Source organism: Bartonella sp. AP9QHHD, assembly GCF_042195625.1.
In the GTDB taxonomy this organism is placed as follows: Bacteria; Pseudomonadota; Alphaproteobacteria; order Rhizobiales; family Rhizobiaceae; genus Bartonella.
This window is the reverse complement of sequence record NZ_JBHIOP010000024.1, coordinates 1-20,006: the sequence shown is the minus strand read 5'-3', so window position 1 is coordinate 20,006 and position 20,006 is coordinate 1. Positions and strand designations below refer to the sequence as shown.

Sequence of the window (20,006 nt, the reverse complement as noted above, 5' to 3'; positions counted from 1 at the left end):
AATAATCTCCCAAAGATCTTTCTTTCATTAGAATCGCTACAAAAGAAAAAACAAAAAATATGCCACCGCACTATTTTATTAAAAAATTTCTCTGTAAAAAAGAGAACACAAATTATCTGTTTTCATATAAAGATTTGTTTAATTTCTTTATATTCCAGATCATTTAGAAATGTTAAAAACATCTCATAATCTCCTTTGATATCAGCTTGTTTACCTCATCAGAAGTCTTAATACAAAAGATCGCTTTTGCTTTATTACTCTCCATTTAAATTTTTAATATTATATAAAAAAATAAAACAAGCACATTTAAATAATAACTGTCAGATATTTAAAAAATTGCATATTTTTAAATGCGTTTGTTTATTTTCCTTCATTGAGTAAAATTTCACGTTTTCCAACATGATTAGCGGCTCCAACAATGCCTTTTTCTTCCATTCGCTCGACGAGAGAAGCTGCTTTATTATAGCCGATTGAAAGTCGGCGCTGAATATAAGATGTTGAACATTTTTTATCACGCATAACAATTTTTACAGCTTGGTTATAAAGTTCCTCACCCTCTTCATCAAAATTTTCTTCCTCAGAAATTTCAGCAGCTGAATCAGCAGAAGTATCCTCTTTGTTATCGTCTTCATTATCTGTTACCGTTGCTAAATAATCAGGTTTTCCTTGCATTTTAAGATGTGCAACGATGGATTCAACTTCTTCATCTGAGACAAAAGGTCCATGAACGCGCACAATGCGTCCACCACCTGCCATATGAAGCATATCCCCCTGACCTAAAAGCGTTTCAGCACCTTGTTCACCCAAGATCGTACGACTATCAATTTTTGATGTTACTTGAAAAGAAATGCGGGTAGGAAAGTTCGCTTTAATTGTACCTGTGATAACATCAACAGAAGGACGTTGTGTTGCCATAATAAGATGAATACCTGCCGCACGCGCCATTTGCGCTAAGCGCTGAATGGCATTCTCTATCTCTTTCCCTGCCACCATCATAAGATCAGCCATCTCATCAACAATCACAACAATATAAGGAAGCTGCGTGAGATCCATGGCTTCTTCATGATAAAGCATTTCCCCTGTTTCCTTATCAAAACCCGACTGAACAGTACACATGATTGTTTCGCCTTTTTGAGCTGCAAGTGCAACGCGTGCATTAAAACCATCAATATTACGCACACCCAACTTAGCCATTTTGCGATAACGCTCTTCCATTTCACGAACCGCCCATTTTAAAGCTGTTACTGCTTTTTTGGGATCTGTGACAACGGGTGTTAAAAGATGTGGAATGCCATCATAAACAGAAAGCTCTAACATTTTAGGATCAACCATGATCAAACGACATTGCTTTGGTGTCATACGATAAAGAATCGACAAAATCATTGTATTAATTGCAACAGACTTGCCTGATCCTGTTGTTCCTGCAACCAATAAATGAGGCATTTTTGCTAATTCTGCAATGACCGGTTCACCATTAATCCCCTTCCCCAAAGCAAGAGCAAGTTTAAATTCACTTTCACGAAAAGAACGTGTTTGGATTAATTCTCGTAAATAAACGGTTTCACGAACCGCATTGGGTAACTCAATCCCGATAACATTACGTCCAGGAATTACAGCAACGCGTGTAGAAATAGCAGACATAGAACGCGCAATATCATCAGAAAGATTAATAACGCGCGATGACTTTACGCCCGCGGCGGGTTCAAATTCATACATTGTTACCACTGGCCCTGGATGAACATGGATAACTTCACCCTTAATGCCAAAATCTTCCAAAACACTTTCCAAAAGTCCAGCACCACGTTCTAATGTTTCTTGAGGAATCATCGTACCTTCATGAAAAACAGGTTCCTGTAATAAGTTGATCGGAGGAAATTCATAAACATCACAGTCAATAGATTGAATATTTTGCATAAAAGCAGAATCATAATTACCTAATGGCATACGAGTAGATTGCAATGTTTTATTTTTACTGTTTGCTTGCATCACAGAAAAATCTTTTGAATTCTTTGTGACGGCTTTGTTTATACAATCAACAGTATTATTGGCGACAGTATTATTGCTATTTTCAGTCTCTATACTCGCCCCTGCATCGCTTAACGCGCCTGTATTACTTAACGTATGAGCAGAATCTTCAACAGAAAGATTAGAATGACTCTCTTTAGTAGTATCATTATTTGTATGCATTAAATCAGAAATTTTCTCAACACCTCGCATCCTTTCCGCTGGAGATTCTGATGTAATTGAATCATAGAGTTGTGGAAAGCGGTATTCAAGAACACGGTAAAGAGCCGTTATTGACTCATCAAAGGCTGTGGGAATATCTGGTGTAATTTCATTTGTCGTATCAATTGATATTCCATCCTCTTTTGAAGTTTGAGTCTCCACATGTTCAAATATCAAAGATTCACACTCAAAAAATGCATCATCGGAAAGATGCAAAGCAGGTTTTATTTTTTGTAGCACATTTTCCACTTGTAATTTACGTTCTTGTTTATCCTCCTCAAGTGGAATATTTGCTGACGGCATACGAGTAGTTTGACGTGACAACTGCTTCAAAACCGTTGAATGACAAACTGATGTTTTATTCTCTATTGATTGAGGATTAATGACTTTTTTTGTCGAAAGAATATTTGTTGTTTTCTTGTTACAACGTACAATATCTGTATCTGTAATTTTTTTTTGATCTTGCTTCGTAAAAATTTTAAACTGTTTTGCAAAAACTGGATCTGTTTCTATACGACGACGCAAAATCTCAACTTCTGGGGTTCTCGTGAAACGAACGTTTTTTCCGAGGGCAAATGCCTTTTTCCACACTTCCGGATAAGGAAATATCTCAGTAATCTTAACAGATAAATCTTCTCTTGATGCACCTTTTGTACCATCATCAGAAAAAGAAGACGTAGAAATAGATTTTGTTTTCGAATTATGCATGGCACCCAACAAATTTATAGCAATGAGAAAAATAACCTTTTCAAAAAGAATTCGTAGAAACTATCATACGAAGGTTAATAACCTTTTGCTGATGGTTACTTTTTAATGAAAAAAATAATGCCATAATGCATATTCATAATCTGCCTTTTGCATATTTACGATATAAATTGCCCAGTTTATGGTGTCATAGAGCGCGTATTTCATTTGTTTTGAAGAAAACTTCATGATAAAAAAGCTTCAAGAAAATTGTCTATGCCTCTCTTTCTCTCCCTTTTCATAAAAGAAACTAGTCTCAATAATACAATAAGCATTGCTCTATTGAATTCTCCATGCTCAATTATCACGATATAATCTAATTTCTCACGTTTTTATAAGATTATCCTTGTTATCCTCGTTTAAAAAGGCTTAGACTAAGACAATCATAATTACATAAATATAAATAGAAAAAAGGGAGTGAATTATGTTTGATAAACGGAAATTTTATATCAATGGTCTATGGGATGAGCCAAGCACTCCTCACGATTTTGACGTCATTAATCCATCAACAGAGGAGGCTTGTGCTGTCATTAGCCTTGGAAGTACAAAAGATGCTGATAAAGCAATTAATGCGGCTAAAGAAGCCTTTCAAAAATGGAAAACAACGTCACCAAATGAGCGTCTTGGATTTGTTGAAAAAATTCTAGAGATCTACGAAAAACGTTCCAAAGACATGGCAAAAACCATTTCAATGGAAATGGGAGCACCAATTGATATGGCGCTTAATGCGCAAACTGCAACCGGAAGTTCCCATATTCGCAATTTTATCGAAGCTTATAAAGAGTTTTCGTTCCAAGAAACTTTAATAAAGGGAAATGAGCAAGCAATCCTTCACTACGATCCTATCGGCGTCGTAGGATTAATTACGCCATGGAATTGGCCCATGAATCAAGTAACTCTTAAAGTTATTCCTGCTCTCTTGGCTGGCTGTACCATGGTGTTAAAGCCCTCTGAAATTGCGCCTCTTTCTGCTATGCTTTTTGCTGAATTTTTAGATGAAGCCGCACTTCCAGCCGGTGTTTTTAATTTAATCAATGGTGATGGTGCGACTGTCGGCTCTTACCTCTCTGCACATTCAGATTTAGAAATGATCAGCTTTACTGGTTCAACTAGAGCAGGAAAAGATATTTCTAAAAATGCCAGCGCTACTTTAAAAAGAGTCTGTCTGGAACTTGGGGGAAAAGGAGCGAATATTATCTTTGCTGATGCCGACTCAGATGCTGTTCAACGTGGTGCACGACATTGCTTTTATAATAGTGGACAAAGTTGTAATGCACCAACTCGTATGCTTGTGGAACAGAGCATCTATGACAAAGCCGTGAAAATAGCCAAAGATATTGCAGAAACAACAAAAGTAGGACCAAACTGCCAAGAAGGAAATCATATTGGGCCCGTTGTTTCAAAAAAACAATATGATAAAATTCAAGATCTTATCCAATCGGGAATTGATGAAGGTGCAACTCTTGTTGCAGGCGGGACTGGTTTACCGAAAGGAATGGAACGCGGTTATTATGTCCGTCCAACAGTCTTTGCTGATGTAAAACCTCATATGCGTATTTTTAAAGAAGAAATCTTTGGTCCAGTTCTCTCGATTCTTTCTTTTAGTACAGAAGAAGAAGCCATCGCTTTAGCGAATGAGACTGAGTATGGTCTTACAAACTATATTCAATCGCAAGATCGCAACAAATGTCGTCGTATTGCGGCACAAGTACGCTCTGGTATGGTAGAAGTTAATGGACATGGATTACCCAGTGGAAGCTACTTTGGAGGTGTAAAATTTTCTGGGCGCGCTCGTGAAGGAGGACATTGGGGAATTAAAGAGTTTCTCGATAGTAAAGCAATTTCGTACTGGTAAAATCTTATTAAAAACTTAATAGGAATCGTATGGTAATACAGAAAATAACGGATGAAGGTGCTCTTGGGCAACGTCTTGATCAGTGGCTCGCAAAACAATATCATGATGTGCTCTCACGTTCGCGTTTGCAAACTCTCATCCGTGAAGGCTGTCTTAAAATTGATGGTCAATTCATAAAGGAACCTAAAATAAAATTAAAACCTAACCAAATAATTGAATTAGAAATGCCGGACCTTCGTGATGCAGAACCTAGCGCTGAAGCCATTGCATTGGACATTCTTTTTGAAGATGATCATGTCATTGTTATTAACAAACCAGCCGGTCTTGTTGTTCATCCTGGGAATGGCAATTGGACCGGTACATTGGTTAATGCCCTTATTTACCACTGTGGGAATAGTTTATCTGGTATAGGTGGTGTTAAACGCCCTGGTATTGTCCATCGTCTTGATAAAAATACAAGCGGTGTCATGGTTGTTGCAAAAAATGATCTAGCTCATAAAAGTCTCAGTGCTCAATTTTCTGATCATGGACGTACCTGCGCATTAGATCGACGCTACCATGCCTTGATTTGGGGAACACCTCAGCGCAATGTCTGGACAATTGATGCATCACTTGGCCGTTCGCCCCATAACCGGACAAAGCAAGCTGTCATCCATAACCAAAACCCTTATGCTCGTCACGCTGTTACACATGTTTCTCTGCTTGAAAAATATGGCTCTCATGCAGACTCAACATCTTTTGCTAGCCTTCTGGAATGTCGCTTGGAAACTGGACGCACCCATCAAATCCGTGTTCATATGACTCATATTGGGCATCCACTCATAGGCGATACAGTTTATGGAAACGCTTTTAAAACAAAATCAAACACATTCAACTCCACTATTAGAAATGCAATCGATCAATTCAACCGACATGCACTCCATGCTGCAAGTCTTACTTTTGAACATCCTTCTACCGGTAAAGTTATGTCGTTTTCCGCACCACTGCCTCAAGATATGGCTAAACTTATTAAACTTTTTAAAAAAATGAATTGAAACTTTTCCCCTTCTCAAGATTTCACAATAAAATATCTTTTTTTGAACAAAATTGAAAAATATGCTAGAGTGAGGTTATGAGGATAGTTAGCTATCTAAAACATAGAATTTGCCTTATCAGGGAATTCAAACAAAAGGAGGGTGCTATATGGCCCATATGAATTTATTATCAGTAATGACAGGTGATGGTGGTTTAAACCGTTACTTGGAAGAAGTGCGTCGTTTTCCAATGCTTGAGCCAAAAGAAGAATATATGTTAGCTCAGCGTTACCGTGAGCATAATGATCTAAAAGCTGCGCATAGGCTAGTAACCAGCCATTTGCGTCTCGTAGCTAAAATCGCGATGGGATATCGGGGCTACGGACTTCCCATTGGGGAAGTCATTTCAGAAGGCAATGTTGGACTCATGCAAGCTGTTAAACGTTTCGAACCAGAGCGGGGTTTTCGTCTTGCAACCTATGCAATATGGTGGATTAAAGCATCAATCCAAGAATATGTATTGCGCTCTTGGAGTTTGGTGAAAATGGGGACAACAGCTAATCAAAAGCGTTTGTTTTTCAACCTTCGTAAGTTAAAAAGTAAACTTCAAGCACTTGATAGTGGCGATCTCAATGCAGAACAAGTGAAAAAAATTGCAATCCAGTTGAATGTCACAGAAGATGAAGTTGTATCAATGAATCGTAGGCTTGGTGGTGACACTTCACTCAACGCACCAATTCGAACAAAAGAAGGGGAAAACAGTGAGTTGCAAGATTGGTTGGTGGATGAATCTAACGATCAAGAACAAATTTTAATTGAAAAAAGTGAATTAGAAAATCGCCGTTCCATGCTCATAAATGCCATGGACAATCTCAATGAACGCGAAAAGCGTATATTTAAAGCGCGTCGTTTAAACGATGTACCACTAACCCTAGAAGAACTCTCTGGTGAATTTAATATTAGTCGAGAACGAGTAAGACAAATTGAAATGCGTGCATTTGAAAAAGTGCAAAACTCTATCAAAGATTCTACTTTATCTCAAAGTCAAGTATAAAACCTAGAGTTAAGTATAAAGCCAATGGTTTGCACATTCTTTAAATGTGAAAATGAAAAAAAGCATGCCTTGGCTTTATACTTGTAAATTAGCCTATAGAATTCTTTAAGTTATTGATATGTAAAGCTTTATTGAATATATTTGGTATATAATTGATAAAGACGGTCGTAGAAAATTCTTCACAGCCGTTTATTTTTTTGCATCTATGTTTTATTTTGTTGACCAAGAACTGTTAACTTATCTTGTTGTGCAAGCCATTGTCCAATAACTTCATTAAAAATAGACTTACCTGTTGGTCCTTTTGCAAAGGTTAATTCACTTATACGCCCGTTTTTATCCGTTAACACCAAACGCATCCAATCTAATTCTCGCATCAATTGTAAATTTCGATCAAGAAATGGATGATTTCCACTCAATGCGACAAGAAAAAAGTCATCGTTAATCTTTGCAGCAATGGTTCTTGTTAAAGCCTGTCCAATGGATTGTTCACTTGCTTTAAAGGTTAATGCTTGAACATTGCTTATAGCTTTACCTGAAAATTTATCCGAAAGAATAAAAATAAGGTCCATAATATATGAAGCAGGAAATGACTGATCGGTATTACGACGTAAAATTAACCGTAATGATATCCCTTCATCAGGAATTGTTATATCACCTTGTATAGTTGTTTCTTCTGGAGACCCCTTCACTTGAGACTCTTTTATAAGTGTCCAGCGAGCACTTCCCGTTGCTATCTTTTCTGCATCATAATTTGTACGTGCTTGATAGAAAACAGCTTCACCTGATGTTTCAAGCGATTGCAAATTGCTATCAACAACTGTTGAGAATACTTCTTCATCCGAAGAATCTATCGCTTGTTTTAAACCAACATCAATTTCACTTCCATCCTCTAATAAGCGTTGTGTTAACTTTCTCTTAATTGGAAATGCCTTTGGTACTCTGTGAGAAGCTTGAAGATTTTCTTCTAAAAACTGATGATCATTTGATACAAATACACGCTCACCAACAAAAAAAATACCAACAAGTAAAACAACAAAACTAACAACAGAAACAGCACTTATCACAATACGCCTTTGCACTAACGATTTATTAGCACGACGTAAAGCCTGAGAAAAAATGTGCGAAACAATATGCGGATTATCTTCCTGCGAAGGAGAAATCTTTAACACACTGCTATTAACATGCTGAGAAGGCACATCAGCCTCCATATTAACAGGCTCTGCATCTGGTATATCTGATACACAAAGCTCAACAAATACCTTGTTATCCTTTGAACGTGTAACAAAATCTTGCTTTCTTTTTATGTTTACCTCTGACAATTCATTATTCTTTGGTAATATAGTTTTTTTTGTATATTTCTTATCTTCATTTATATTTGTGGGATTCCAACCAATAACTGAAGAAAGCCGTTTCTTTTCAACTGCTAAATATTCTCCTTCAACAGTTGCAATAGAACTTTGAAGAATCTTTCTTTGTTCATCCGCTATTGCTTGTGGTATTTTTGCTGTTACAAATTGATGTTCTAGTGTTTCGGTAGCCCGCTTATAAATCCGCTTACGCACTTGTGGTGTAATATTATTTTGTGCATTAATTGTCTTTTTTAAGATTCCAACGAAATCTACCATTTCCTCTATAATCTCTCTTAAACTGAGAAAAAATCAATAGTAAAGCCAAAAAACTTTATTTTAGCCTTCTAAATTGGTTGCCATTTAATATTGGTACAACTATTGCAATAATGTAAAATGAATATGAAAAATAAACAATGCTATTTTGCACCTTTCTTTTACGTGCTCTTAAAAACTTTTTTTGTAAAAAGATACAAAAACGAACAGAGAACATATATAGAAATCTAAAAACAATAATCAATTAACAAAGGGATCCGTAATAAGAATAGTATCTTCACGCTCTGGACTTGTAGATAATAAAGCCACTTTTGTATTAATCAGTTCTTCAATATAGCGTATATATTTAATAGCCTGCACTGGTAAATCTTCCCACCTCAATGCATGTGCTGTTTCTTCCTTCCAACCTTCTAATGTTGCATAAATAGGCTTCACCCGATCCTGAGCTCCCATGGAAGAAGGTAAATAATCAATCCTTTTACCATCAAGCTCATAACCAATACAAATTTTTATTTCATCCAAACCATCTAAAACATCAAGTTTTGTCAATGCTATACCTTGAACACCGCAAATTGTTACCATCTGACGTACTAAGACAGCATCAAACCAACCACATCGACGCTTTCGACCCGTTACAACACCAAATTCATGTCCACGCACTCCCAGAAATTCACCAATATCATTTATCTGCTCTGTCGGGAACGGCCCTTCTCCAACGCGTGTAGTATAAGCTTTTGCAATACCCAAAACATAATGGATTGCATCAGGTCCCATCCCCGAACCTGTACATGCTTGCCCAGCAACTGTATTAGATGACGTTACATAAGGATAAGTTCCAAAATCATTATCTAATAAAGCACCTTGCGCACCTTCAAAAAGAATGTGTTTCCCTCCTCGATAACCTTCATCTAAAAGACGCCACGTACAATCCATAAAGGGCAAAATTTTATCCGCAACTTGCATCAATTCATCATAAAGTGCCCGAGAATCAATCTCTGCAACACCCATCCCACGACGCAAAGCATTATGATGCCTCAAAAGCCGCTCAATCTTAGCCATAAGTGTATCTTTTTCTGCTAAATCCATCACTCGGATAGCACGACGTCCCACCTTATCTTCATAAGCCGGTCCAATACCGCGCTTTGTTGTACCAATCTTTAAACCAGATAAACCGCTTTCTCGAATTGCATCAAGATCACGATGCAAAGAAAGAATCAAAGGAGCATTTTCAGCAATACGCAAAATTTCTGGTGTGATTTTTACACCCTGATTACATAGTTTTTTTACTTCTGCAACAAAATGATGAGGGTCAACAACAACACCATTACCAATAATTGATAACTTGCCACGCACTAAACCAGACGGTAAAAGTGATAATTTATAACTGACTCCATCAACAACCAATGTATGGCCAGCATTATGCCCCCCCTGATATCTCACCACGATATCTGCTCGCTCAGACAACCAATCTACAATTTTACCTTTGCCTTCATCACCCCATTGTGTACCGACAACAACTACATTGGCCATAACTTTCTCCGTCGTGTTTGGTCAAAAAAACCAGCATTCAAAAACAAACTCTTCTTTATAACGAAACCTTAGAGCAAGTGCGACTCCTCATTTCAGATTTTTCTCAATCTTCAAGTGATTAAATTTTCAAATTTATGATAATAAAGATAAGCAAATACCCAAATATTTTAAATCTGTCATTTTCGCTACAAAAAGTAAAAACATTAGAGATTTTAATTTGTGCGTATCCAACACCTGACAAAGCATTCATTCCCCGTCTTAATCTTTTACAATTCATGTAATATTTAGAGGCTGTTTGTCTGATACAAGAATACGAAAGATCATCATAATCTCTCGTATCCTTTTTTGTTTAAAAACACGTTGTGAAAATCAACAGTAATTATTTAAAGCTGTGCTTTTTCAACTTGGAACGCCCACTCAAGCCATTGTGTTAAAATTTCAAGATCGGAAGCCTCAATTGTTATACCCGCCCAAATTCGAAGCCCAGGAGGAGCATCGCGATACGAACCGATATCATAAGCAACCCCTTCCTCATCAAGACGCTTCACAACCGCTTTTATAAAAGATACTCGCTTTTCCGTATCCAAAGCAGTAATCACTGGATCCACAATATCTAAACAAATAGCGGTGTTAGAACGCACTTCAGGATCTTTTGCCAAATATTCTAACCATGGCGTTTTGCGAACAAAAGCATCAAGTACAGAAAAATTTTTCTCAACCCTTGCTCTTAATGCCGCTGCACCTCCTAGAGATTTTGCCCACTTCAACCCATCAAGAAAATCCTCAACACAAAGCATAGAAGGTGTATTGATGATCTTTCCTTTAAAAATATCTTCGTTCAATTTTCCATTTTTTGTCATATAGAAAAGTTGGGGCATAGGCCAAGCTGGAACATGATTCTCAAGCCTCTCAACAGCACGAGGACTTAAAATCACCATACCATGTGCAGCCTCACCTCCCAAAACTTTCTGCCATGAAAAAGTAACAACATCTAATTTTGAAAAATCAAGATATTGCGCAAAAGCTGCCGATGTTGCATCACAAATGGTCAATCCAGCCCGCTTATGCGGAATGAAATCCGCATTAGGAATACGCACACCAGAAGTTGTCCCATTCCATGTAAAAACAACATCCCGATCAAAGTCAAGTTGTGTTAAATCTGGTATTTCACCATAAGGAGCTTCAAAACGACGCACATCAGAAAGCTTTAATTGCTCGACAACATCTTTATTCCACCCAAACCCAAAACTTTCCCACGCTGCCATATCAATGCCACGCTCACCTAATAGAGACCATAGAGCAGCCTCAACAGCACCGGTATCTGATCCTGGCATAATTCCTATACGATGATCAGAAGGAACCTCAAGAATCTCACGGGTTAAATTAACAACTTCAGCAAGTTTTAATTCTGCTTCTCTAGATCTATGTGAACGCCCAACTAATGCATTTTTAAGAACATCAAGAGTCCAACCAGGCCGTTTGCTACAAGGGCCTGAAGAAAAATTAGTATTATTGGGACGATTACTTGGTTTTTGTAACATTATCATTATTTCTCCCCTTTTAGATGTTTTTCTTTACTTTATAAAGAAAAACAAATTATTATAAAGACTAATCAATAATCTTTTTAGAAAAAAGTCAAAAATGTTGTCTCTTATTTCGTATGCTTAAAATTTAGGGAAACTTTATAAAAAAATCTTTCTTAATCATTCTTCTCGATTGATTCTCTTAACTTTTTTTCGTATCACCACCACGATAAGACAGCATTCTAATAACAATACACTAAAGTGTCCAATATACCTATCAAATTTATTTTATGATAAAGATTCATTGATAACGCTCTAGAATAGGGAGATAAACTTATTAAAAAATCAATTATTTTTCTTTTGATGACTGGACAGAGAAAATTTTAATGTTATAACCGCAAACGCTTTATATTTTTTATGAAGCATGCCCAGATAGCTCAGTTGGTAGAGCAGCGGACTGAAAATCCGCGTGTCCGTGGTTCGAATCCGCGTCTGGGCACCACTTTTTGTGTTTAAAATATTGAAATATACAGTTTTTTTCTTTAAATAACCATTTTTAGACCACCTTCTACAGTTTATATAATTTGCTCCTTATTTTTCTTTGGAGTGAAGGCTAAGATCTTTTTCTTTCTCCACCTCACTGCTCTCCCTAGCTTATATGGCTCCGGAAACAAACCCTGAAGCACCCAATTGCGAATCGTTGTTGTGGATACACTAAAAAGCTGTGCACACTCACGTGTCGTTACATATCTATCTCCATCATCAAATATCATCTCATTACCTTTCTCTTTTTTATGTTACTTAATCCCCTCCTCGTCCTATAGGACGAGGAGATGAAATCAATTGTTTAAAACTAAGCCGCTTTCGTGACGGGCTTCTGCAAACTCGGATCATAAGCTCGCAACAAAGAATCCATTCTATGGGGCAGCTCTGAATCTCCAAAATCCGTTAAAACTGCTAGAATCTTTGTAATATTTGGAATTTCATCTTGAAGTTTTAAAATCAAAGCTTTTTCTACTATGCTCATGATGTCAACCAAGTCACTACAGTCTTTGTCATCTACGTATTCACAATTGATAAACTGAGACAACGCTATCCACAAATCACATAAAAAGTCGATACTGGTATTCATTGCACACCCCCAAAGATTTGTTCTCTCAAACAAGCCAATCCTCTGGATGTGATTTTTGTTGAAGGGAGTACCTTTTCTGTACCATCTGGTCTTTGGATAGTGATAGCAGGACAGTCCATGAAACCTTTTTTGATTTTATCCTGATAAGGTAACAGAGGCGCCCCTGGAGCCCGTCGATACACCCAATCATGTTTACGCAAGTAATTGGTTAAGTCCTTTGGGCGCACCTCCAACATCTTCGCTGCTTCGATAAGACCGAATAAACCATCAGAGCGTTTTAAACCTTCCAAAGCTTCTGCTTTAGGCTTGAGTGTACTCACCTCATTTCTTAAGTCTTCTAATTGATTGATACTCTCTAAAAGGAGCTGTTTAATCGTAAGAGGATTTTCCAAAGCATTGGCAAGATTTATTTGTGGTGTTGCTACTTGTCTTTCCAATTCTTGCCAGCGGTCAATAATCTTTGCTCGTAAAGCAGTGCTGTAACCCGAAACAAGAATTAAACACTCACGTTTGGGAAGATTGTAGCAAGGAAGAGTACGACCTATTGAATCTCTGTAGAATCCTGCAAATTCACTTAGCTCAATTTTGAGCTCAGTGAGTATTTGCCGAATATCCCGCATAACATTCCGATGTTCTTTACCACATAATTCTGCAATTTCACGACTCGACATAGTCTGAGTGGTAGCACTATTAGCAGTGCTTTCTTTAATTTCTATAAGTGTGTTCACTGTGAACTCCTTGGTAATAGAGGTTTTCTATTGACACTCTAAAAGAGTGCCGGGTGCTAGAAAACACGGTACCAAGTCCGTCGTCACACCTTTCCCGTGAGGGTATTGTATAGTGTAACTACACCCGACAAGACCGTTATATGCTACAGCATATAATGAGTCAAAATCTTTAATGTTCAGAAGACTGATTATTTCGGCAACCAATCCGCTTGGTATTTTAAGGTGTTTTCTAGGCACCTGATTCGGCAATAGACATACTGATAGTATTTTGTCAAATAAAAAATTAAAAAATCGGCGCTTATAAACTATATCGATTTTATCAGTAAATTCGTATTTCTTTTCCATAATTGTTGCTTTTAATGCATGCTTTGTCTTTTAAGCTCTTGAGACAGCACACCAATTCCTTTTGCTGTGATTTTTGCGCAAGGAATGACCTTTTCTATTCCACTTGCGGTTTGAAATGTGATGGTTGGACAATCCATAAGTTTCTTTTGGATTTTGTCTTGATAAGGAAGCAAATTTCCACCTGCTGCTCGTCTGTAAACCCAACCTTTTTGCTGTAAGAAGAGAATGAACTGTTTTGGTTGCATCTCGAGTATTTTAGCGGCTTCTGTAAGACCGAAGAGTCCATCATGGCGCTGTAAGCTTTCAAGAGCCATTGCCTTTGGTTTTAAATTTGCAATAATGTTATCTTTTTGTTCATTTTCATTTTTGAGATACGTTAAAACACCAAGCATAACTTGAGGACTTGAGTAGTCGATTTGTGGTATTGCTGCTTGCTTTTCTAATTCTTGCCAACGGTCTATAATCCTAGCACGTAATGTCATGCTGTAACCAGAAACTAAAATGAGGCATTCGCGTTTAGGGAGGTTGTAACAGTTTTGGGGCTTACCCTGTTTATCTAAATAGGTGGATCCAAATTTGGATTGACCCCCTTCAGGATATAATTCTCCTAACATTTGTCGAATATCACGCATAATATGCGCATGTTGCTTACCGCATAACTCTGCAATTTCACGACTAGACATGGTTGGAACAGTTGTGTTTTGAAAATTTCTTTCAGATGTTGTGATAAAATTATGCATGCTTCACTCCATTCGTTGTGACAACATTGTCATTGTGCTTGATTTGCTGTCTTAGATGTCTTAAGAAATCTTCTAATGTTTCAGGATTTGAATAATCGATTTTTGAATTTACTTTTTTTTTCGCATTTCAGAAAATATTCACGCACTTGTTTACCTTTGAGACCAGGTTCACAAATGGCAATGTGTTTTGCTGTGTCTAAAGTGAGAGCATAATCTTTAAAAGGATTTCCACGTGAGGAGTTTGATAATTCTTTAGTAGAAAGTACAAAGTCGACATCTTCTCTAAAGCTAAGTTCTTTAATACAGTTTGTTATCCACTTTCTAAACTCGGTTTTTACCTCTAAAAAGGTATATAAATCACGAGCGCTAATAGTTTGAACCTTTTGATGCTGGATAATATTGTATTGAGTAGCAAGAAGCTTTTCCATTACGAACCTCATGTTGATGGGATTGATGAATGAAAGGGGGCGCTTTTAAATGCGCCCTTCAGAATTTAAAGCACATCACAAGGACGCAAACGGTGTTGTTGTTCGTAAGTACCGTAAATCTCATCATTATATTTTTCGTCTGCGATCTCGTCTAAAAGTTCTTGGTAAACATCACTTTCGCGTACAAAGTCATGAACCTCACTATCCTCATGGAGATGTTCGATATTTTCTTTTACATATGCTTCTGCAATCTCTTCAGAGATATCTTCACAATTATTCTCAGAAGGATTGATGCGAAAGATTTGGATTGCATCATCTACCTCATCAACAATGCTTAGAATTTGGCTTGCATCAAGTGGTCCAGACTCTGCAATGTGTTGATCTTTATCGTAGGCAACTAATAAAGTTTCATTGGAATTTATAAGAATTGGCTTATCCATAATTTTTCCTCCCTAACGCCTCTTGGCGATTGTTTGTGCGTGGTTTATATAATTACTTATATAACTATAATTATAAAATAGCAAGCAAAAAATTATAAAAAGTTATATTTTTATAAAAAATATTATAATATCTTGCTGAATAAGAGGGGAGGATAATTAGCGATAAGTCCGAATCATCTTGCTGTAAGAGCTTATTGGCAAAATAGCAAATATCTCTCCAACCCACACAATTTTAACATTCTTAATAGGTAAGGCATTCCAAGAAAGCAGATCTATTTCACCATTCATTCCCCTGCTAATCTGCTTTATATATCTTTTATTATCATGTGTTAAAATAACGGCTTCTTTGCCAAAAAAGGATTCTATTGTTTTAATTTGGCGCCGTCTTACGATAACCATATCTCCATCTTTATAGGCTGGAATCATAGAATCTCCTTTAACTTCAAAAGCAACCATATCATCAGGTAAAGCAAAAGGAATTTCTACTTGTTCAAGACCATCTTCAGGGATTTGTTCAAAACTTGGATCTATCTGTGTTCCTGTTCCAATATACCCCATAAGAGGAACAAAAGTTGTGAAGTGATTATCCCCTTTTAGTTCTTTATATAATTCTAAAATGGCATCTCGATTAGAGCCGCGTGGATCAGAATCTTTTAACCACTTAGACACTGAAGCTTGTGTTACGTTTAGCCGTTTGGCTACATCTTCTTGCGTTAAGTTAAACTCGGTCAAAATCTTTTTTAATGTGCTTATGATATTAGATTTATTACTCATACTTCTGCTTACCTTATTTTTTTATCGTTGATAAAGATAATTTTCATTGACTTTATATAACTATAATTATATGAATAAAATAAGACAAAGCTGTAATTGGAGCTTGTAAATGGATCAACGAGAAGATTTTAAGAATTTGACTAAGTCAATACGGGGCAAATTTAATTGGACACAATCAGAAATGGCGAAAATGCTTGGTGTAACTCAAGCAGCTGTTTGCAAGTGGGAAAAAAGAGGATCTATCTCCGTAATAAATTATCTCAAGCTGCAAAAGTTGAAGGATAGTTCTAGCCCTATGCCTGCTTTTACTACTTCTCCCACAGAAAAGAATGAACATCAACAGCATCATTCACATTCTTAAAGAAGAAAGATCAGAGATGATAGATGTCCTACAGATCACTATAAGCAAAGTCCAGTTGATTGATCTTGTTAATAAGATTGGACAGAAAACCATATATTATGGTCTCCGTTCGCCTCAAGATACATGTTTTGAAATAAGGATAGATCCCTCATCAACAGGTTTTCTTGTCTATATGCTGCATAGTATCTTTGCGCGTGATGATAGAAAATATTTTCCGTTATTTCCGTACGATGATTTTAATCAATGGTTTTTATCTGTGTTTACGCAAGCTTTTACAACTTGGTTTGATAATTATTTTTCTCAAGAGTTGTCATCTTTTTATCGCTTAAATGAGCTGATATTGTTTACAGCCTTAGTCAAAAGTAAGCTTGATTTCTTAAGGGATAAACTCATCGAAAAAAGAAAAGAAGAAATTGAATTAATAGATGATGCATGCAGTGTGTGTCTGAATCTGAGTTAATCCAATTTTTTAAAGTCTATGAGGTCGGTTTGTGTCGTTACAGTCATTGTTGTTTCTGGTTTCAATGGGGATGTATGAGTAATGATTAAAGTAACTTGGGCTTTTATATCTTCTTCACGCGCAGCTACAAAAATAAGGATTCCTGTGTACTTATCTTCTGAGGGAGCTATAGAAATATTAACATCGATTTCTTGTCCCGTTCGAAAATCCTTTGCTTTCTCACAGTATCCGGATGATATTGTGTGTGACGTTGGTCTGGCATCAGGATTAACATATGGTGATTGCATTTGCCGCAATCTTATTTCCGGTTTGTATCTAATGCCATATCCAAGAATAAAGCGAGAACCATCTTTTAGCTTTATATTTAAAACGTGGATGACAGTTTGTGCATTGTTTTTTATCTTTAAACAAAGAAGCGTCCACTTGCCTTTTGTTGGCAAGTGGGGTCCAGTTATATATATAGAAGGTGGCGTTCCTAAATCCTCTACTCTTTTGTTATCTAACAAAATTTTAATATGTTCTTCTGACCATTTGGCAAGATCTTTTGTCGATATTGCTTGCTCTTTAAGGACTATCGTCTGTTCTTGGCTTTCTGCAAATTGCTTGCTTATCCATTCTTTATCTTCTTCTCGTTTTTTTGCAGCTTTTTCTAAATCATCTTTGCGGATTTTAGCGGCTTCTTTACGGTCTTTATTTCTTAAAATAAGCGCTACTGAAAGAGATCCGATAAATGACAGGAAACCTGTAAGAAATATCTTTATCCATTCTTGTATCATAACTCCCCCCACTTTTTTAGAATCGTTGGGAGGATACTTTTTCAAAAACATTTTTTCAAGACAAGCAATCACAACACGTTCTGTCATAACACACATATAAATACGTAGAGCCTTAAGGGGGGATTATGATCACTAACGCACAAACCATTTTATATCTTGATCTAGGGACCAAGACAGGCTGGGCAATATGCGGTGCGGATGGTCACATAACAAGCGATACAGAAGATTTTCAATCACGCCGTTTTGAAGGCGGTGGTATGCGTTATTTACGCTTTAAACGGTGGCTTACTGAACTAAAGAGATCTGTTGATGAAATTGACGCGGTATATTTTGAAGAGGTGCGCCGGCATGTGGGTACAGACGCTTCTCATATTTACGGAGGCTTTCTAGCAACCTTAACAGCGTGGTGTGAACATCATCAGATACCATATGAAGGCATTCCTATTGCTACCATTAAGAAAGCAACGACAGGCAAAGGAAATGCTTCAAAAGAAGAAATGATTAAGGCGGTATGTGCAAAAGGACATGTGCCTAAAGATGACAACGAAGCAGATGCTTTAGCAATTTTATATTTAATGAAAGAAGGGGATATACATGTCCAGTAAAATACCATGGACGAGACTGTTTGCCGATAAATGGGCGGTGGTCGTCGATTATTTACCTTCTGTACTGTAGAAGGTAATATCTATATGAGATTGCGATTTCGCATGCTTCGTACTGGTGAACCTCTTTTTTGTAATATTAAAGTTTTATCTCATTACACTGGTTATTCAGTAAAGAAATTTGAGACAGCATTGAATGTTTTGCTAGAAGAGGGATACATCATTCGTTTAGAAGATGGTCGTTTATGGAATCTCGATGTTGAAGAAGAATTAAAAAATTGCAATGAGAATTTAAATAAACTTTCAGAAAAAGCTATAAAAGCTGCGAATACTAAGAGAAAAAAACATAAAGATGACTCATCAAAAGACCATGATGATGTCATGATGAAACACATTAACATAGACAATAACATATATATAAAAAAACTAAAACTATCGTTTTAGCAAAAAAAGAAATTGGTTCTGAAAGTTTAGAAACAAACGAACAGGTTGACGAGCCAACAGAGGTTGCTGCTGTTGAGACCACATCAGAGCAAATCACAACATCATCAGACAACCAACCTCCCATTCACGAGCAAGAGAACGTTCCCAAAAAAGCAAAACGAGCGCAAGCTAATCGCGGTTGTCGATTGCCTGCGGATTTTGAACCCGATTACGATTTTGCCATTGCAGAGGGCTTGCCTCCAGAGCGCGTGAAAGTCGAAATCGCAAAATTTCGAGATTATTGGCGTTCAAAAGCCGGAGCAAATGCAACCAAAACCGATTGGCAAGCAACATGGCGTAACTGGGTACGAAAGGCTATCGAGGTTTTAGAAAAAACAAAAAACACGAACAACAATGGTGGAAACAATGGAAATTACACTCAAAAGCAAAAAAGCATTGGGGAGCGTATCGCAGACAGTCTCCTTGATATCGGAAATCGAGGGTATTTTGAAACACATTCATGCGATGATACCTCCGAGCGGTCCGTTTGTTTTGAAGGATGGCAGCCAATTAACGAAACAGCAGGAATCGATTGCTTTAGAAGCTGGTGATCAATTGCAAGAGCTCTTCGCCGTGAAAGCAGGTAAAGAGGATATAGCAAAAGCTATTCGCATGCTGTCGTGTGGTTTGAAAATAGCACAACAATCAGACCATGAGGGAATGGCGTTGACCTATGGAATGGTTTTGGAAAATGTCTCTGCATGGTCACTGATGACAGTGGTCAAACGGATTTTATGTGATGAAATAAATTGTTTATCCGATACGTTTTTTCCGAGCACACGAGAACTTGTCAGGTTGTGTCGTGATTTAGAAAACGATCTTTTGAGAAAAGCCAATTTTGTACGCAATGCTGTTTTGAGATTCCGTGAAAAGGAGTTGAAAGAACAAGCAGGGAAAGAGCATTCAACGCCTATAACGCTTGTTCACAAGCAAGAGCTTGAAGAAACTTTAAATGGCATTGGTGGGATAATGAAACGCTTTGGTTCACAGCAAACTAGTGAAAAGTGCTGATCATTTTACGATTAGACGTGCATTTAAATCGACAAAAAGGTACCGTACAAAGCGATTTAAAGATTTTACGATGAAAAACATATCTGTAATATAAAACGCTCTGTACGGTCAAATTTTAGGTAAATAGACCAATTGGTAAAATTATGGACTAAAAACATG

The 20,006-nt window shown here is 37.1% G+C and carries 19 protein-coding genes, 1 tRNA gene and 1 pseudogene; 9 read left to right on the top strand and 12 right to left on the bottom strand.

Annotated features, from left to right (window positions below):
* Positions 1–360: 360 nt before the first annotated feature.
* Positions 361–2,934 carry a DNA translocase FtsK gene (locus tag ACFIK4_RS01255; RefSeq protein ID WP_375613712.1) on the bottom strand — a complete coding sequence of 858 codons (2,574 nt, stop codon included), beginning with the start codon at positions 2,932–2,934 and terminating at the stop codon, positions 361–363.
* 460 nt (positions 2,935–3,394) lie between these two features.
* Between ACFIK4_RS01255 and ACFIK4_RS01250 the strand changes: the two genes are divergently transcribed.
* The 3 genes from ACFIK4_RS01250 (at position 3,395) to rpoH (ending at position 6,892) form a co-directional block, all read left to right on the top strand.
* Positions 3,395–4,825 (top strand): aldehyde dehydrogenase family protein, encoded by a 1,431-nt coding sequence (locus ACFIK4_RS01250; protein WP_375674657.1) that lies wholly within the window; start codon positions 3,395–3,397, stop codon positions 4,823–4,825.
* A gap of 29 nt (positions 4,826–4,854) precedes the next feature.
* The gene (locus ACFIK4_RS01245) at positions 4,855–5,859 is read left to right on the top strand and encodes an RluA family pseudouridine synthase (protein WP_375613714.1); all 1,005 of its coding nucleotides are present in this window, start codon (positions 4,855–4,857) and stop codon (positions 5,857–5,859) included.
* 148 nt (positions 5,860–6,007) lie between these two features.
* Entirely contained in the window at positions 6,008–6,892 is an 885-nt protein-coding gene (gene rpoH, locus ACFIK4_RS01240; RefSeq protein ID WP_273790355.1) for an RNA polymerase sigma factor RpoH, read from the top strand.
* A gap of 203 nt (positions 6,893–7,095) precedes the next feature.
* Here the strand turns inward: rpoH and ACFIK4_RS01235 are convergent, their stop codons facing one another.
* The 3 genes from ACFIK4_RS01235 to ACFIK4_RS01225 all read right to left on the bottom strand — a co-directional run bounded on the left by ACFIK4_RS01235 (position 7,096) and on the right by ACFIK4_RS01225 (position 11,591).
* Positions 7,096–8,517 carry a hypothetical protein gene (locus ACFIK4_RS01235; RefSeq protein WP_375613715.1) on the bottom strand — a complete coding sequence of 474 codons (1,422 nt, stop codon included), beginning with the start codon at positions 8,515–8,517 and terminating at the stop codon, positions 7,096–7,098.
* A 237-nt stretch (positions 8,518–8,754) separates the two neighbouring features.
* A complete protein-coding gene (locus ACFIK4_RS01230; RefSeq protein ID WP_375613716.1) occupies positions 8,755–10,044 on the bottom strand; it encodes an adenylosuccinate synthase in 1,290 nt (429 codons plus the stop codon).
* A gap of 383 nt (positions 10,045–10,427) precedes the next feature.
* Positions 10,428–11,591: a phosphoserine transaminase gene (locus ACFIK4_RS01225; RefSeq protein WP_375613717.1), complete on the bottom strand. Its 1,164-nt coding sequence runs from the start codon at positions 11,589–11,591 to the stop codon at positions 10,428–10,430.
* Between the two features lie 402 nt (positions 11,592–11,993).
* Here ACFIK4_RS01225 and ACFIK4_RS01220 point away from each other — a divergent pair.
* Positions 11,994–12,069, top strand: a tRNA-Phe gene (locus ACFIK4_RS01220).
* A gap of 73 nt (positions 12,070–12,142) precedes the next feature.
* Here ACFIK4_RS01220 and ACFIK4_RS01215 read toward each other — a convergent pair.
* The 7 genes from ACFIK4_RS01215 to ACFIK4_RS01185 all read right to left on the bottom strand — a co-directional run bounded on the left by ACFIK4_RS01215 (position 12,143) and on the right by ACFIK4_RS01185 (position 16,154).
* On the bottom strand, positions 12,143–12,340 hold the full coding sequence (locus tag ACFIK4_RS01215; protein ID WP_375674654.1) for a helix-turn-helix transcriptional regulator: 198 nt from the start codon (positions 12,338–12,340) through the stop codon (positions 12,143–12,145).
* Between the two features lie 80 nt (positions 12,341–12,420).
* Positions 12,421–12,699: a hypothetical protein gene (locus ACFIK4_RS01210; protein WP_375612051.1), complete on the bottom strand. Its 279-nt coding sequence runs from the start codon at positions 12,697–12,699 to the stop codon at positions 12,421–12,423.
* On the bottom strand, positions 12,696–13,427 hold the full coding sequence (locus ACFIK4_RS01205; RefSeq protein WP_375612050.1) for a phage antirepressor KilAC domain-containing protein: 732 nt from the start codon (positions 13,425–13,427) through the stop codon (positions 12,696–12,698). Before ACFIK4_RS01205 ends, ACFIK4_RS01210 begins: the two co-directional genes overlap by 4 nt.
* A 356-nt stretch (positions 13,428–13,783) precedes the next feature.
* The gene (locus ACFIK4_RS01200; protein WP_375674651.1) at positions 13,784–14,512 is read right to left on the bottom strand and encodes a Rha family transcriptional regulator; all 729 of its coding nucleotides are present in this window, start codon (positions 14,510–14,512) and stop codon (positions 13,784–13,786) included.
* An 80-nt stretch (positions 14,513–14,592) separates the two neighbouring features.
* Positions 14,593–14,940, bottom strand: coding sequence for an antA/AntB antirepressor family protein (locus tag ACFIK4_RS01195; RefSeq protein ID WP_375674649.1), 348 nt, complete (start codon positions 14,938–14,940; stop codon positions 14,593–14,595).
* Between the two features lie 65 nt (positions 14,941–15,005).
* Positions 15,006–15,380, bottom strand: coding sequence for a hypothetical protein (locus tag ACFIK4_RS01190; RefSeq protein ID WP_375674647.1), 375 nt, complete (start codon positions 15,378–15,380; stop codon positions 15,006–15,008).
* 156 nt (positions 15,381–15,536) lie between these two features.
* Positions 15,537–16,154: a helix-turn-helix transcriptional regulator gene (locus tag ACFIK4_RS01185; protein ID WP_375613830.1), complete on the bottom strand. Its 618-nt coding sequence runs from the start codon at positions 16,152–16,154 to the stop codon at positions 15,537–15,539.
* A gap of 109 nt (positions 16,155–16,263) precedes the next feature.
* Between ACFIK4_RS01185 and ACFIK4_RS01180 the strand changes: the two genes are divergently transcribed.
* Positions 16,264–16,515 (top strand): helix-turn-helix transcriptional regulator, encoded by a 252-nt coding sequence (locus tag ACFIK4_RS01180; RefSeq protein ID WP_375628405.1) that lies wholly within the window; start codon positions 16,264–16,266, stop codon positions 16,513–16,515.
* Between the two features lie 55 nt (positions 16,516–16,570).
* A complete protein-coding gene (locus ACFIK4_RS01175) occupies positions 16,571–16,975 on the top strand; it encodes a hypothetical protein (RefSeq protein ID WP_375674645.1) in 405 nt (134 codons plus the stop codon).
* On the opposite strand, the gene ACFIK4_RS01170 is transcribed toward ACFIK4_RS01175, so the two are convergent.
* The gene (locus tag ACFIK4_RS01170; RefSeq protein WP_375674643.1) at positions 16,972–17,847 is read right to left on the bottom strand and encodes a hypothetical protein; all 876 of its coding nucleotides are present in this window, start codon (positions 17,845–17,847) and stop codon (positions 16,972–16,974) included. The genes ACFIK4_RS01175 and ACFIK4_RS01170 overlap by 4 nt on opposite strands.
* Positions 17,848–17,876: 29 nt before the next feature.
* Here ACFIK4_RS01170 and ACFIK4_RS01165 point away from each other — a divergent pair, with 29 nt between their 5' ends.
* The 3 genes and pseudogenes from ACFIK4_RS01165 to ACFIK4_RS01155 all read left to right on the top strand — a co-directional run bounded on the left by ACFIK4_RS01165 (position 17,877) and on the right by ACFIK4_RS01155 (position 19,847).
* Complete coding sequence (locus ACFIK4_RS01165) at positions 17,877–18,356, top strand: crossover junction endodeoxyribonuclease RuvC (protein ID WP_375627943.1); 480 nt, start codon at positions 17,877–17,879, stop codon at positions 18,354–18,356.
* Positions 18,346–19,387, top strand: a pseudogene (locus ACFIK4_RS01160) (hypothetical protein). The gene ACFIK4_RS01165 and the pseudogene ACFIK4_RS01160 overlap by 11 nt, the downstream one beginning before the upstream one ends.
* Positions 19,329–19,847 (top strand): hypothetical protein, encoded by a 519-nt coding sequence (locus tag ACFIK4_RS01155; protein ID WP_375627947.1) that lies wholly within the window; start codon positions 19,329–19,331, stop codon positions 19,845–19,847. The pseudogene ACFIK4_RS01160 and the gene ACFIK4_RS01155 overlap by 59 nt, the downstream one beginning before the upstream one ends.
* Positions 19,848–20,006: the final 159 nt, after the last annotated feature.